This window comes from Alloalcanivorax dieselolei B5 (assembly GCF_000300005.1).
GTDB lineage: Bacteria > Pseudomonadota > Gammaproteobacteria > Pseudomonadales > Alcanivoracaceae > Alloalcanivorax > Alloalcanivorax dieselolei.
The window spans coordinates 1,648,406-1,663,026 of record NC_018691.1; the positions used below are offsets into that span (position 1 = coordinate 1,648,406).

A 14,621-nucleotide genomic window follows, 5' to 3' on the forward strand; every position below is an offset into this window, starting at 1 on the left:
AAAGGCAATTGGAAGTTGACAGTTGATAGTGGACAGTTGACAGCGAAAAAACGAAAACAACAGGCCTCCTTAGCTACTGCGGGAAGCTTGCTTGCAAGCGAATGGGGGCCCTCAGACGTTTAGCAATATTCGCTTGCAGGCAAGCTCCCACAACGGCTGAAGATCGAGCTTCTTTGTCTTTATTGTTTTTCGCTGTCAACTGTCCACTATCAACTGTCAACTGTCTTTCCGTGTTCTTGCACTTGCTCAATCTCCGCCAATAACTGCCCCACCAAGGCATCCAACTGCGCTTCCGGCTGATGGCCCTTGAGGCCTTCCTCGAGGCGGCGGGCGGCTTGTTCCAGGCGCGGAGTGCCGCAGTAGCGGGTGGCGCCGTGGAGGCGGTGGACCCGTTCCAGCAGCTCTTCCAGGTCGCCGCTTTGCGCCAGGTCACGAATGCCGGGGCCGTCCTGTTCCAGATTGTTGAGCAGCATCTCGAACATGTCGCGGGCCAGGGCGTCGCGGCCGCCGGCGCGTTTGCGGCCCAGTTCCTCATCCACCACCGGGGTGTCCGGCTCGATGTCGATGTCAGCGGTCTTGTTTTCCGATTGTGCCGGTGTGCTGCTTTGTCGACCGAGAACCCAGCGCTCCAGAGTATGGCGAAGCTGCTCCTCGGTGATCGGTTTGCTCAGGTAGTCGTCCATGCCGGCGGCCAGCAGGGCGCGCTTTTCGTTTTCCAGGGCGTGGGCGGTGAGCGCGATGATCGGCGTGCGCTGGCTTTCGCCTTCCCGCTCACGCAGGGCCAGGGTGGTTTCCAGACCGTCCATGCCGGGCATGTGCACGTCCATGAAAATCAGGTCGAAGGTGCCCTGGCTGAACGCCTCCAGGGCCTCCTGGCCACCGGCGCAGGGCACCACCTCGGCGCCCAGTTCCTCGAGAAAAATGCGCGCCAGTTTGAGATTGCCGGGATGATCGTCCACCACCAGCACGCGCGGATGGTAGCCCAGGGGCGTCAGCAATTCCTGGTGGCGGGAGCGGTCGCCGCCCAGGCCGCTCAATTCCAGCAGAGCATCGCGCAAGCGGCGGCGGGTGGCGGGTTTGCCCAGCACCCGGCAATGGGGCTGGTCGGCCAGTTCGTCGGCCAGATAGTCGCCGTTGTTGGCCAGCACCAGCACCGGTGCCTGACTGTGCCGCGCCAGCCGCTGGATCAGCGGGGCCAGCCCCACCGGGTCGCGGGTCATGGCCGGCACGCCGACCACATAGAAATCGGTTTCCGGCAGGTTCTCCGCCGCCAGATGTGAATCCAGCACGTCCATGCCCTGGATTTCGCTGATCCGCATGCGCCAGCCGGAAAACATATGGTACAGACCCAGGCGGGCGTACTCGCTGGCTTCCACCAGCGTTACCGACAGCCGCGCCAGCTCCGCCGGCGGTGATTCCGGGCGGGTGCCCACATCGCGCTCGCAGCGCAGCGTGAACCAGAAGGTGGAGCCCTGGCTGGGGGTGCTGTCGATGCCGATCTCGCCGCCCATGCCTTCCACCAGACGCTTGGAGATGGCCAGCCCCAGCCCGGTGCCGCCGGCCCGGCGGCTGGCGCTCTGGTCGGCCTGGGTGAAGGCGTTGAACAGGCCGCGCTGCACGTCCTCGCTGAGCCCGTTGCCGGTGTCGGTGACGGTGATCTTGACCACCGCCTCGGCGCCTTTCTGCTCCTCCAGCATGGCCCGTACCACCACCGAACCGTGCTCGGTGAATTTGATCGCGTTGCTGACCAGGTTGGTGAGCACCTGGCGGATGCGCAGCGGGTCGCCGAGCAGGTGGGAGGGCAGATCGGAATAGATGATCGCCGCCTGCTCCAGGCCTTTCTCCTGGGCCAGTGGCGCCAGCATGGTCTGCACGTCCTCGATGATGTCGTGCAGGTTGAGGGGAATGTGTTCCAGCGACAGGCGCCCGGCCTCGATCTTGGAGAAGTCGAGGATGTCGTTGATGATCGACAGCAACGCCTCGGCGCTCTTGCGGATGGTGTTCAGATAATCCTGCTGGCGGGGCGACAGATCCGAGCGTTCCAGCAGCCGGGTGAAGCCGATGATGCCATTCAGCGGTGTGCGAATCTCATGGCTCATGTTGGCCAGGAACTCGGACTTGATCTGGCTGGCCTTGAGCGCTTCCTTGCGCGCCATGTCCAGTTCGATGTTCTGGATTTCGATGGTCTCCAGGGTTTCGCGCAAATCCTGGGTGGCCTGATCCACGTTCTTCTGCAGCTCCGCCTGGGCATCGTCCAGGGCGCCCACCATATTGCGCAGGCCGTCTTCCAGATCGGCCAGTTCGCCCAGGGCGCCGGTCTTTGGCGGTGGGCTGAGATCGCCGTCGCGGACCCGCCGCACGGTGTCCAGCAGGCCGCCGATGGGCAGGGTGACCTGGGCCGCCAGTCGCGAGGCGGGAATCAGCGCCAGCGCCATCAGCAGCATCACCACGCCGAACATGGTGAGCATGGATTCGAGGATTTCCACGTACTGGCCCTGGCGGGAAAACTCCACCGTCAGCAGCTGATTGGGGCGGCCCGGCAGGGGGCGGACCAACTGCCAACTGGAGTCGGTGAGCAGCCGGGCGCCGCCCACCTCATTGGTTTCACTGCGTTCCACCGGCCGCAGCCGTGGCCCCGCGTGCAAATGCCAGCCGGCACGGTGATCGGCCAGGCTGGTGGCGCGGACATCCGGTTGTTCCAGCAACTCGCGCAGCAACTGGTCGCGGGAGGTGTCCGGCATTCCTTCCAGGGCGGCCAGCCGGGCGGCATAGCTGTCGATGATCAATTGCTGACGCAGCGCATCGTCCACGCGCAGTTCCAGAATACGATTGATCAGCGCATAGCCGCCGACCACCAGCGCCGCCAACAGGGCGGGCAGGGCGGTCATCGCCATGATGCGGGTGCGCAGACTGGAGCGGGCCATATTCGCCTTATTGCTATTCGGTGGCGGTCATTATGCCGGAGTTTGCGGTGGCTGCCAGTGGCGGGGGGAGGCTTGTCCGCTTACACGCCGACACGCAACACGCTTGCACGCGAATGAGGAGGCGGCCAGAGGCCGCATTTGCTGGTTATTAAAAGCGTTGACAGGGCTGCCTAGCCTGGGAACCTTCGTGCCAGCGTGCCAGCGTGCCAGCGTGCCAGCGTGCCAGCGTGCCAGCGTGCCAGCGTGCCAGCGTGCCAGCGTGCCAGCGAACTATGGGCCCGCCATCGGGCTTGGGCTACAATGCCGCCCATGAACTACAAAACCATTGAATCCACGGTCGGTAATACGCCGCTGGTGCGGCTGCGGCGGCTGCCGGGGAACACGACGAACACCATTCTGGTGAAGCTGGAAGGCAATAATCCCGCCGGTTCGGTGAAGGATCGCCCGGCGCTCAACATGATCCGCAAGGCGGAGGAGCGCGGCGAGATCCAGCCGGGGGACACGCTGATCGAGGCCACCAGCGGTAACACCGGCATTGCCCTGGCCATGGCGGCGGCCATGCGCGGCTACAAGATGACGCTGATCATGCCGGCCAATCAGAGCCAGGAGCGCCGCGACGCCATGGCCGCCTACGGCGCCGAGTTGATCTCGGTGAGCGCCGAGGAGGGCATGGAAGGGGCGCGGGATCTGGCCCAGGCGATGCAGGCGCGTGGCGAAGGCAAGGTACTGGATCAGTTCGCCAACCCCGACAACCCGCTGGCGCATTATGAATCCACCGGACCGGAAATCTGGCGCGACACCGGCGGCGGCATCACCCATTTCGTCAGCTCCATGGGCACCACCGGCACCATCATGGGCTGCAGCATGTATTTGAAGGAGCAGAACCCGGCGATTCAAATCGTTGGCCTGCAGCCCTCCGACGGCGCATCGATTCCCGGTATTCGCCGCTGGCCCAAGGAATACCTGCCGAGCATCTACGATGACGCGCGGGTGGATCAGGTGATCGACATGACCCAGCAACGGGCCGAGGACACCATGCGCCGTCTGGCCCGGGAAGAGGGCATCTTCTGCGGGGTCTCCTCCGGTGGCGCGGTGGCCGGTGCCCTGCAGCTTTCCGAACAATTGGAAAACGCCGTGATCGTGGCAATCGTCTGTGACCGGGGCGACCGTTACCTGTCCACCGGTGTGTTTTCCTCCGGTCAGGAGTAAGCAGGGCATGAACGTACTGGTTTTTGATATCGAGACCATCCCGGACCTGGACGGCGGTCGCCGTCTCTATGATCTGGACGGGCTCAACGACAAGGACACCGCCAGCGCGCTGTTCAATCTGCGCCGTCAGGAAAACGGCACCGAGTTCCTGCGTCTGCACCTGCATCGGATCGTGGCGATCTCGGTGGTGCTGCGCTCCGCCCAGGGCATCAAGGTCTGGTCCCTGGGGGACGAGGCCAGCAGTGAAAAAGAACTGATCGAGCGCTTTTACGACGGTATCGAACGGTTCACGCCGCAGCTGGTGAGCTGGAACGGCGGTGGTTTTGATCTGCCGGTGCTCAACTATCGCGCGCTCAAGCATGGCGTGGTGGCGCGGCGGTTCTGGGAAACCGGCGGCGAGGACACCAGCTTCCGCTTCAACAATTACATCAGCCGCTATCACCAGCGCCATCTGGACGTGATGGACCAACTGGCCATGTTCAACGGCCGCGCGGTGGCGCCGCTGGATCAGATCGCCTCGCTGCTCGGCTTCCCCGGCAAGATGGGCATGAGCGGCGCCAAGGTGTTCGACGCCTTCCAGGAAGGCGATATCAAAGGCATCCGCGACTACTGCGAGACCGATGTGCTCAACACCTGGCTGGTGTTCCTGCGCTTCCAGTTGATGCGCGGCGAGATCGACGCCACCGGCTACCAGGCGGAACTGGACCTGTTGCGTGATTATCTGCAAGCCGAGAACCTCCCGCATTTCCAGGCGTTCCTGGAGACCTGGGAATCCGTTGACGGTTGATAGTGGACAGTTGACAGCGAAAGACAAAAAACAAGAGCAGGGAGGGTGATCTTCAGCTGCTGTAGGAGCTTGCCTGCAAGCGAATATTGCTAAACGCCCGAGCGAACCCCATTCGCTTGCAGGCAAGCTCCTACAGCGGCTAAAGATCGAGCTTTTTGCCTTTTTCTTATTCGCTGTCAACTGTCCACTATCAACTGTCAACTCAATTGCATTTTATGGCCCCACGTCGCAAGAAAAAACTGCCGGAAACACCGGTGGCCGCCACCATTGAATCCCTCAGCCACGATGGCCGGGGGATCGCCCGTCTGGACGGCAAAACCACCTTCATCGACAACACCCTGCCCGGCGAGGAAGTGATGTTCAAATTCACCTACCGGCGGCGCAAGTTCGACGAGGGCCGGGCGGTGGAGATTCTGTCGCCGTCACCGGACCGGGTCACGCCGCCCTGCGAGCACGCCGGCCTGTGTGGCGGCTGCAGTCTGCAGCACGTGGCGCCGGAACGGCAGATCGCGCGCAAGCAGGCGGTGCTGGAGGAGCAGTTGGCCCATTTCGGCGGCCTGGCCCCGGAGCGCTGGCTTGATCCGCTCACCGGGCCGGTCACCGGCTATCGCGCCAAGGCGCGCATGGGCGTGAAATACGTGGAGGGGCGCGGCGAGACGCTGGTGGGGTTCCGCGAGAAGCGCAACAGCTTCATCGCCGATCTGCGCCAATGCGAAGTGCTGATACCGGAAGTGGGGCACCGCTTCATGGACTTCCGCGCCCTGATCGACGGCCTCGAGGGACGCAGCCGTATTCCGCAGATCGAAGTGGCCCGTGGCGATGGTCCGGTGGCCCTGATCGTGCGCCACATGGACCCGCTCAGCGAAGCCGACCAGCAGCGGCTGCTGACGTTCTGCCAGCAATGTGACTTCCATCTGTACCTGCAGCCGGGCAACGAATCCACCGTGCACCGGGTATGGCCGGAACAAGGGGAAGAGCGCCTTTACTATCGTCATGCGGATCCGCGTTACCCACAGGCGGATGTGGAACTGGCGTTCCACCCCACCGATTTCACCCAGGTCAACAGCGATATAAACCAGCAAATGGTGCCGTTGGCATTGGATTTGCTGGAGATCGCCCCGGATCATCAGGTGCTGGACCTGTTTTGCGGCCTCGGCAACTTCACCGTGCCGGCGGCCCGTCGCGCCGCCCGTGTGGTCGGCGTGGAGGGCAGCGAGGCGATGGTCCGGCGCGGTTACGAGAACGCCCGCCGCAACGGCCTGGACAACCTGGAGTTTCACGCCTGGGACCTGTTCCAGGCGCCACAGGGGCAATCCTGGGCGCAACGGCGGTATGATCGGGTGTTGCTTGACCCACCACGCAGCGGAGCGCTTGAAATGGTGCGGCTAATGCCCCAATTCGGTGCGCGCCGTCTGGTGTATGTATCTTGTAACCCGGCGACCCTGGCGCGCGATGCCGGGGAACTGGTGAGCCGGGGTTACCGTCTTAAGGCGGCGGGTGTGATGGATATGTTCCCCCATACCGCCCACGTCGAGTCGATCGCGGTGTTCGACCGCGATTGATGGCGCGCCGGCCCGGCCGGCGGCGATGAACCGATTGAGTGCAAATCGGCACAGGATGCTGGTTTGCCGGGCGAGGGCCCGATGGCCGGGTACGGCGGTCGGGCCAGCGGATTGATAACGGGACGGCCAGGGCTGGTCCGTCCGGAAGAATGCGCGGTCATCAGCGTGCCCCTCCGATAGGCGTTATCGGGGCGGTCATCGATGGTGATCCGGCGCCAAGACATCACGGAGGTATGCCATGGTCACCGTCCGGCGGCAGCAACCCCTGGAAACCCCGAGCCATGACTGGCAGGCATGGCTTGAGCAGTTACAGAAGCGCACCGTGGTGCGCGACGCGGACACCCTGGCGCGGGCCTGCGCCAGGGCCGAACAATGCGAACTGGCCGGCAACGCGGCCGGCGCCAAATGGCCCTATGGCAAGGGCTGCCTGACCATCGGTCTGGAAATGGCGGATATCCTCGCCGACCTCGGTGCCGATACCGAAACCCTGCCGGCGGCGGTGTTGTACCGGGCGGTCCGCGAAGGGCAGATGTCGCTGCTGGAAGTGGACAAGGAGTTCGGCGAGCGGGTGGCGCGGCTGATCGAGGGCGTGCTGCGCATGGCCGCCATCAGCACCGTGCTCAACCCCACCCGCAAGGCGGTGCTCGGGCAGCAGGACGGCCAACTCGACAATGTGCGCAAGATGCTGGTGGCGCTGGTGGACGACGTGCGCGTGGCGCTGGTCAAGCTGGCCGAGCGGACCGTCATCATCCGCGCGGTGAAGGAGTCGGAGCCGGAACGCCAGCGCAAGGTGGCCCAGGAGATCTTCGATATCTACGCGCCGCTGGCCCACCGTCTCGGCGTCGGTCATTTGAAGTGGGAGCTGGAGGACCTGTCCTTCCGCTACCTGCAACCCGGGGCCTACAAGAAGATCGCCAAGCTGCTGGACGAGAAGCGGCTGGACCGCGAGCACTACATCGAAAAAGTGATCGAGGATTTGCGCGGTCATCTGGAGCGCAGCGGCATCCGTGGCGCCCAGGTGTACGGCCGGGCCAAGCACATCTATAGCATCTGGCGCAAAATGCAGAAGAAGCACCTGGAGTTCGGCGAGGTCTATGACGTTCGCGCCGTTCGCGTATTGGTGCCGGAGGTGCGTGACTGCTACGCCGCGCTGGGGGTGGCGCATTCGCTGTGGAAGCACGTGCCCAAGGAGTTCGACGACTACATCGCCAGCCCCAAGGACAACGGCTACCAGAGTTTGCATACCGCGGTGGTCGGCCCGGAACGCAAGATGCTGGAAGTACAGATCCGCACCTTCGATATGCACGAGGAAGCGGAACTCGGCGTGTGCGCTCACTGGCGCTACAAGGAAGGCTCCAAGGTGCGCCGTGGGCAGAGCGACTACGAGCACCGCATCGCCTGGCTGCGCCAGGTGCTGGAATGGCAGGAAGAACTGGGCGACAACGCCAAGAGCGTGGTCGACGAGCTCAAGCACGGTCTGACCAGCGAACGGGTCTATGTATTCACCCCGGATGGCCACGTGGTCGATCTGGAAGCCGGCGCCACCCCGGTGGACTTCGCCTACCATATCCACACCGAGGTGGGGCACCGTTGCCGGGGCGCCAAGGTCAACGGCCACATCGTGCCGCTCAACTACACCCTGAACACTGGCGAGCAGGTGGAGATCCTCACCACCAGGGAAGGGGGCCCCAGCCGTGACTGGCTGACGCCGTCACTGGGCTATGTGGCCGCTTCCTCCACCCGGGCCCGCATCCAGCAGTGGTTCAAGCGCCAGGACCGCGATGTGCACATCGCCCAGGGCAAGGCGATGCTGGAGCGGGAAATGTCACGGCTGGCTCTGGATCGCATCGACCTGGACCTGCTGGCACCGCAGCTCAATCTGAAAAGCGGTGACGATGTGCTGGCCTCGCTGGGCGCCGGCGATCTGCGCCCGGGTCATGTGGTCAATCAGGCCCAGGCGCTGTCGCCGGACAACCCGCAACAGGAACTGGCGTTCGTGCCGGCGCGCTCGCGCGCATCGGCGTCCGGTGACATCACCATCCACGGGGTGGGCAACCTGCTCACGCAGATGGCCAAGTGCTGCCAGCCGGTGCCGGGCGATCCGGTGATGGGGTTTATCACCCAGGGGCGCGGGGTCACCGTGCACCGGGCGGACTGTCCGAACCTGCTGGCGATGCAGGGCGAGGAGCCGAACCGGGTGATCGAGGTGAGTTGGGGCGAGGCGGACCGCATCTTCTATCCGGTGGATGTTTTCCTGCGCGCCTGGGATCGTCAGGGTCTGCTGCGCGATGTGATCGCGGTGCTTTCCAATGAGAAGGTCAATGTCACCGCCGTGCATACCCAGTCCCATACCGAGGACAACACCGCCACCATGCTGCTGACCCTGGAGATTTCCTCGCTGGGTAACCTGGGCAAGGTGCTGGCCAAGCTGGACCAGCTCAAAGGGGTGCTGGAAGTGCGGCGCTACAAGAAGTGAAACGCCGATTCGCATACCAGCGATGTATCACCAGGAGGTTTCCTTGAGCACGGACAACAACGCGACCAGCGCCATCGCGCAACTGCTGGATATCATGGCGCGGTTGCGGGATCCGGAGGACGGCTGTCCCTGGGACCTGAAGCAGAACTTCGACACCATCGCGCCTTATACCATCGAGGAAGCGTTCGAGGTGGCCGAAGCCATCGCCCGCCGGGATTACGGCGAGCTCAAGGAAGAACTGGGTGATCTGTTGTTGCAGGTGGTGTTTCACTCGCAGATGGCCAGGGAAGCGGCGTTGTTCGACTTCGAGCAGGTGGTGCGGACCCTCAGCGATAAAATGGTCCGCCGGCATCCCCACGTGTTCGGCACCGACCCGGCCGCCGATGAGCAGGCGGTGAACGCCAACTGGGAGGCGATCAAGGCCGAGGAGCGGCGAGCCAAGGGGCGTGAGCATGGCAGCGCGCTCGACGGCGTACCGGAAGGGCTGCCGGCTTTGCAACGTGCCACCAAACTGCAAAAGAAAGCGGCTAAGGTGGGGTTTGACTGGCCCGGACCGGCGCCGGTGCGGGCCCAGGTGGAAGCGGAGTGGGCGGAGCTGGATCAGGCCCTGGACGGTGGCGATGCCACCGCCGTGGAGGACGAGTTCGGCGATGTGCTGTTTTCCCTGATCAACCTGGCCCGCCATCTGAAACTGGATCCGGAACAGGCGCTGCGTCGCGCCAACGCGAAGTTCGAACGCCGCTTCCACCACATGGAAACCGTCAGCTCGTCACCCCTGAGCGGGCTGAATACTGAACAACTGGAACAACTCTGGCGCCACGCCAAGGATCAGGAGTAATTCCCCCGACGCCGCTGATGACGGCGCCCCGCGGGCTTCGTCATCTGTCTGTCACGTCCCATCTCGCGGTTGTGAAATAAAAACTTCACATAAAAGCAACTTTTCCGTCATTCGCTCTCCCCATACTCCGCCCCCAAGCAACCAGGATGTTCGCGCGGCTTCCGCTCGACGTCTTCCGTGCTGTTTTTAACTTGCCTGATTGATAGGAGATGCTGCGATGAAAAAGAATTTGCTCGCGATCGCTGTGGGGGCGGCCGTCGCTCTGCCGGGTCTGGCCCTGGCGGACGGTCCTACCGTCTACGGTAAAGTGAACATTTCACTGGAAAACCAGGAAAATGAAATCGGTCAGACCGGGAGTGTGGACGACGATTGGTCCCTGAACAGCAACGCTTCCCGTGTTGGTATCAAGGGCGACTTCGACCTGGACTTCGCTGGTCTGAAGGCGATCTACCAGGCGGAATATCAAATCTCCGTTGATGGCGATGATGACGAGTTCAGCCAGCGTAATATCTTCGGTGGTTTGGCCGGCGACTTCGGTGTGCTGAAAGCCGGTAAGTTCGACACCCCGACCAAAGTCGCCCAGGGTAAAGTGGATCAGTTCAACGATCTGCAAGGCGATATCAAAAACATCATGGCCGGTGAAAACCGCGCTGGAAACATCATCCAGTACAGCACTCCGACTCTGGGTGAGATGGTTACCATCCACGGTGCTTTCATCCCGGGTGAAGGCGAAGACCTGGACGGCGACGGCCAGGAAGAAAACGATCTGGCGGATTCTTACTCCATCGCGATCATCGCCGAGCAGGGCATCTTCTACGGCGCTCTGTCTCATGACGCCGACATTGAAGACGACCTGGTTGTCGACAGCACTGGCGGTACCACTCTGGATATCACCCGCGCCGCGGTGATGCTGAAGCCGGGTAACGTGGAACTGGGCGCTCTCTACCAGATCGCCGAAGAATCCGAAGGCGATGGCGAAGACCAGTCCTTCCTGGTCAGCGGTGCCTACAAGATCGACCGCTGGAAACTGAAAGCCCAGTACGGCATGACCCAGGGCGATCAGAACGACGACGAAGCCACTCTGATGGCGGTCGGCGCCGACTACAAACTGGCTAAAGCCTCCAAGGTTTACGCCTACTTCTCCCAAGTGTCCTATGAACCGGATGCCGCCGGTGAAGAAGACCGTGACGACACCACCTTCGGTGTGGGCATGGAGCACAAGTTCTAAAGAATACGGACTCACGTCCTGAAGTTTCCTCGAAGCAAGTGACAGCCTTGCCCGCCTTCCCGGCGGGCTTTTTTTTGCAGGGGCGGCGCTTCTTTGACCCCGCTCATTGGTCCTGTCATCAAATCGTCATATAGTGTGCTCCCATTTTCATGCGAGGGAGCAGGGATCATGAATACCACACACCGCAAACTCATTCCGGCATTGCTGGTTTTCCTGCCGGCATCGACGCTGGCCGCGCCGCAGTTTTATGGTCGCATCGATATTGCACTGGAAGGCACCGACGACTATCCAAGCCGTTCTTTGTCCTCGGCGCTCGATGACATGGGCAGCGGCGATTCGCCATTACGCGACGGCTGGTTCGTGGAAGCCTATAACTCCTATCTGGGTGTGCGTGATGAAGTGCCTCTGGATGTGGGCGGTCTGTCACTGATCTACCAGTTCGAAGCCGGCTACGACGTCGACGGAGACAGCAGCGACACCTTCACCACCCGCAACAGCTATATCGGTCTGGCCACGCCCTGGGGGCGGGTTTTCGCCGGTCGTTATGACAGTCTGGTCAAGCAGGCCGAGGGCAAACTGGATCAGTTCAACAACACCGGCGCCGACATGCAGACGGTGTTCACCAGCCAATATCGCAACAGCAATACCCTGAACTGGGTGAGCCCGAACCTGGGCAACCTGGTGCTGAAAGCCCAACTGGCGCCAGGCGAACAGGATGAGTTGGGGACGCCGCCCTACGACGAAACCAAGGATGGGCTGGCCGATATTTACGCGCTGTCCGCCACCTGGAATAGCGATGCTCTGTACGCCGCGCTGGCCTACGAACACGGCTACACCGAGAGAGCACTGCCGGCCCCGGTGAGCCTGAATGTGCCCGCGGACCGGGATGTGTTGCGCGGGGCTTTGGGAATGCGGGTAGGTAACCTGTCTCTGGGTGCGATCGTTGAGGAGCTGCGTCTGGATCCGGACTATCCTGGTGCCAGCCGTCTCGACGGCACTTCCTATTTGCTCAGCGCCGGCCTGGCCATGAGCCCGCGCCTGACACTGAAAGCACAGGGTGGCCGCTTCGACAGCGACGATCTGGGATACACCCTGACCACCGGCACCGTCGGCGCGGATTACAAACTGGGCGCCCAGACCACGGCCTATACGCTGCTGTCGGTGTCCGATGCGGACGTGGACGATGACGCCGCCGGTTATGATGACGGCAAGGGCGGGCTGGTATCAGTGGGGTTGGCGCACAAGTTCTGATCGCAGTCCGTGGGCCGCTGGTGCGCGACCTTGAGGATATGAATTAGAGGTATCCACAAGGTGTTTGTAGGAGCTTGCCCTGCAAGCGAATTCTTTGGAGCCCAATTCGCTTGCAGGGCAAGCTCCTACAGCGGCTTCGTAGTTTCCTTGTGGGAGGTGTCCGGTTATACAAAAAACGGCCCCTGATGGGGCCGTTTCTGATCGTGCTGGTCGGGATCAGCCCTGCCAGCGTTGCAGCGCCAGGGTGGCGTTGGTGCCACCGAAACCGAAGCTGTTGCTGATCGCCAGATCCGGGGCGCGCTCCAGCCGTTCGATAAGGATCGGCAGCCCCTCGGCCTGCTCATCCAGATCCTGGATGTTGGCGGAAGCGGCGGTGAAGCCGTCGCGCATCATCAGCAGGCAGTAGATGGCTTCCTGTACGCCGGTGGCGCCCAGGCTGTGGCCGGTCAGGCTCTTGGTGGAGCTGATGCCCGGCACGGTGCCGCCGCCGAACACCTCGCGAATCGCCTTTAACTCCGCCACGTCACCCACCGGGGTGCTGGTGCCATGGGCGTTGATGTAATCCACCGGGGTGTTCACCGTGGACAGGGCCTGGCGCATGCAGCGCGCCGCGCCTTCACCGCTGGGCGCGACCATGTCGTAGCCGTCGCTGGTGGCGCCGTAGCCCACCACTTCCGCGTAGATACGCGCGCCACGGGCCTTGGCGCGCTCCAGTTCCTCCACGACCACCATGCCGCCGCCGCCAGCGATGATGAAGCCGTCACGGCTGGCGTCATAGGCCCGCGATGCGGTTGCCGGAGTGTCGTTGTACTTGGTGGAGAGCGCGCCCATGGCGTCGAACAGACAGCTCAGGGTCCAGTGCTCTTCCTCGCCACCGCCGGCGAACACCACATCCTGCTTGCCCATCTGGATCTGCTCCACGGCATTCCCAATACAATGGGCGCTGGTGGCGCAGGCGGAGGTGATGGAGTAGTTGATGCCCTTGATCTTGAACGGCGTGGCGAGGCAGGCGGACACCGTGGAGGCCATCACACGCGGCACCATGTAAGGGCCGATGCGTTTGACGCCACGGGAGCGGGCAATATCCGCCGCTTCCACCTGATTCTGGGAAGAGTGCCCGCCGGAGCCGGCGATCAGACCGGTGCGCTCGTTGCTGACCTGGCTGTCTTCCAGGCCGGAATCGGCGATCGCCTGTTGCATGGCCACATAGGCGTAGGCCGCGGCATCGCCCATGAAGCGGCGGCTTTTGCGGTCGATCAGCGCTTCCAGATCAATTTCGGGGCTGCCGGCGATCTGACTGCGCATGCCCTGAGCCTGATATTCCTCCTTGAAACGGATGCCGGAGCGTCCTTCGCGCAGCGCAAGAGAGACGGTATCGGTATCGTTGCCCAAACAGGAAACGATGCCCATGCCGGTAATAACGACGCGTCGCATAATGACTCCTAGAAACCTTCCGTCGAGGTGAACAGGCCCACACGCAGGTCGTCGGCCTGGTAAATGGGTTTACCGTCCACGGACACCACCGCATCGGCGAGGCCCATGGTCAGTTTGCGGGCGATGACCCGCTTGATATTGATCTGGTAGGTCAGTGTCTTGGCGGTGGGTAGCACCTGGCCGGAGAATTTGACCTGACCCACACCGAGGGCGCGTCCGCGACCGGGGTGGCCGAGCCAGCCCAGGTAGAAACCGAGCAACTGCCAGGTGGCGTCCAGGCCGAGGCAGCCGGGCATCACCGGGTCGGATTCGAAGTGGCATTGGAAGAACCACATATCCGGGTGGATATCCAGTTCGGCGACCACTTCACCGCGATCATGGGCACCGCCGGTTTCGGCAATGCGGGTGATGCGGTCGACCATCAACATGTTGGGCAGCGGCAGGCGGGCGTTGCCCGGGCCGAACAGTTCGCCATGGGCGCAGGCGAGCAGTTCGTCGCGCTGATAGGATGATTGTCTTTCTACGTTAGTGTTACTCAAATCTTTGACTCTCCACACAGGCCAATTCGGCAATGGCGTCCCAACGGGGATAAAGACCGGCGTCCATGATTGCTGAGCTAGTATGTTTTTGAGCGAGTATATGGATGCCCGATGACGGTTTGACTGCAGAATTAAGACATTTTGCCATGCAGAGTCACCATACTAGCAGACCCGAAATGACCGGGACGAACGTAAGCGTCTCAAAATATGTCCAGCATCGCCGGCCCTGGCGGCCCGCCGCGCCGGGCGTCGGGCTTGCATTGCGGCGGCGTTGTGCCGATCATGCGCCGGCGGCTGAAAGCTCCGCGGGGCCAGCCGCCAGTCTAATCTATTGTGGGGCAGGACCCCGCCGTCTCAAGGTGTCATCTTCGGA

At 62.7% G+C, this 14,621-nt stretch carries 10 protein-coding genes; 7 read left to right on the forward strand and 3 right to left on the reverse strand.

Annotated elements, in window-relative coordinates; genetic code table 11:
* Window positions 1-209: 209 nt before the first annotated feature.
* Window positions 210-2,924 carry a response regulator gene (locus B5T_RS07555; protein WP_014993897.1) on the reverse strand — a complete coding sequence of 905 codons (2,715 nt, stop codon included), beginning with the start codon at window positions 2,922-2,924 and terminating at the stop codon, window positions 210-212.
* Window positions 2,925-3,233: 309 nt separating this feature from the next.
* Between B5T_RS07555 and cysM the strand changes: the two genes are divergently transcribed.
* The 7 genes from cysM to B5T_RS07590 all read left to right on the forward strand — a co-directional run bounded on the left by cysM (window position 3,234) and on the right by B5T_RS07590 (window position 12,275).
* Window positions 3,234-4,133, forward strand: coding sequence for a cysteine synthase CysM (gene cysM / locus B5T_RS07560; protein ID WP_041717411.1), 900 nt, complete (start codon window positions 3,234-3,236; stop codon window positions 4,131-4,133).
* 7 nt (window positions 4,134-4,140) lie between these two features.
* Complete coding sequence (locus B5T_RS07565; RefSeq protein ID WP_014993899.1) at window positions 4,141-4,920, forward strand: 3'-5' exonuclease; 780 nt, start codon at window positions 4,141-4,143, stop codon at window positions 4,918-4,920.
* A 215-nt stretch (window positions 4,921-5,135) separates the two neighbouring features.
* Complete coding sequence (gene rlmD / locus B5T_RS07570; RefSeq protein ID WP_014993900.1) at window positions 5,136-6,482, forward strand: 23S rRNA (uracil(1939)-C(5))-methyltransferase RlmD; 1,347 nt, start codon at window positions 5,136-5,138, stop codon at window positions 6,480-6,482.
* A 238-nt stretch (window positions 6,483-6,720) separates the two neighbouring features.
* Window positions 6,721-8,958, forward strand: a complete 2,238-nt coding sequence (gene relA / locus B5T_RS07575) for a GTP diphosphokinase (protein ID WP_014993901.1) — start codon at window positions 6,721-6,723, stop codon at window positions 8,956-8,958.
* Between the two features lie 22 nt (window positions 8,959-8,980).
* Window positions 8,981-9,796 (forward strand): nucleoside triphosphate pyrophosphohydrolase, encoded by an 816-nt coding sequence (mazG, locus tag B5T_RS07580; protein ID WP_014993902.1) that lies wholly within the window; start codon window positions 8,981-8,983, stop codon window positions 9,794-9,796.
* Between the two features lie 217 nt (window positions 9,797-10,013).
* The gene (locus B5T_RS07585) at window positions 10,014-11,024 is read left to right on the forward strand and encodes a porin (protein WP_014993903.1); all 1,011 of its coding nucleotides are present in this window, start codon (window positions 10,014-10,016) and stop codon (window positions 11,022-11,024) included.
* Between the two features lie 168 nt (window positions 11,025-11,192).
* On the forward strand, window positions 11,193-12,275 hold the full coding sequence (locus B5T_RS07590) for a porin (protein ID WP_014993904.1): 1,083 nt from the start codon (window positions 11,193-11,195) through the stop codon (window positions 12,273-12,275).
* A 216-nt stretch (window positions 12,276-12,491) separates the two neighbouring features.
* Here B5T_RS07590 and fabB read toward each other — a convergent pair whose 3' ends face one another.
* Together fabB and fabA are read right to left on the reverse strand one after the other, a co-directional pair.
* Window positions 12,492-13,709: a beta-ketoacyl-ACP synthase I gene (fabB, locus tag B5T_RS07595; RefSeq protein ID WP_014993905.1), complete on the reverse strand. Its 1,218-nt coding sequence runs from the start codon at window positions 13,707-13,709 to the stop codon at window positions 12,492-12,494.
* An 8-nt stretch (window positions 13,710-13,717) separates the two neighbouring features.
* Window positions 13,718-14,248: a 3-hydroxyacyl-[acyl-carrier-protein] dehydratase FabA gene (gene fabA, locus B5T_RS07600; protein ID WP_014993906.1), complete on the reverse strand. Its 531-nt coding sequence runs from the start codon at window positions 14,246-14,248 to the stop codon at window positions 13,718-13,720.
* Between the last annotated feature and the right edge of the window lie 373 nt (window positions 14,249-14,621).

Bases quoted from the DNA above. Each gene is read 5' to 3' on its own strand.
- relA (WP_014993901.1), top strand. From the start codon at position 6,721: ATGGTCACCGTCCGGCGGCAGCAACCCCTGGAAACCCCGAGCCATGAC.
- B5T_RS07565 (WP_014993899.1), top strand. From the start codon at position 4,141: ATGAACGTACTGGTTTTTGATATCGAGACCATCCCGGACCTGGACGGC.
- B5T_RS07590 (WP_014993904.1), top strand. From the start codon at position 11,193: ATGAATACCACACACCGCAAACTCATTCCGGCATTGCTGGTTTTCCTG.
- B5T_RS07585 (WP_014993903.1), top strand. From the start codon at position 10,014: ATGAAAAAGAATTTGCTCGCGATCGCTGTGGGGGCGGCCGTCGCTCTG.
- fabB (WP_014993905.1), bottom strand. From the start codon at position 13,709: ATGCGACGCGTCGTTATTACCGGCATGGGCATCGTTTCCTGTTTGGGC.
- mazG (WP_014993902.1), top strand. From the start codon at position 8,981: ATGTATCACCAGGAGGTTTCCTTGAGCACGGACAACAACGCGACCAGC.
- rlmD (WP_014993900.1), top strand. From the start codon at position 5,136: ATGGCCCCACGTCGCAAGAAAAAACTGCCGGAAACACCGGTGGCCGCC.
- B5T_RS07555 (WP_014993897.1), bottom strand. From the start codon at position 2,924: ATGGCCCGCTCCAGTCTGCGCACCCGCATCATGGCGATGACCGCCCTG.
- cysM (WP_041717411.1), top strand. From the start codon at position 3,234: ATGAACTACAAAACCATTGAATCCACGGTCGGTAATACGCCGCTGGTG.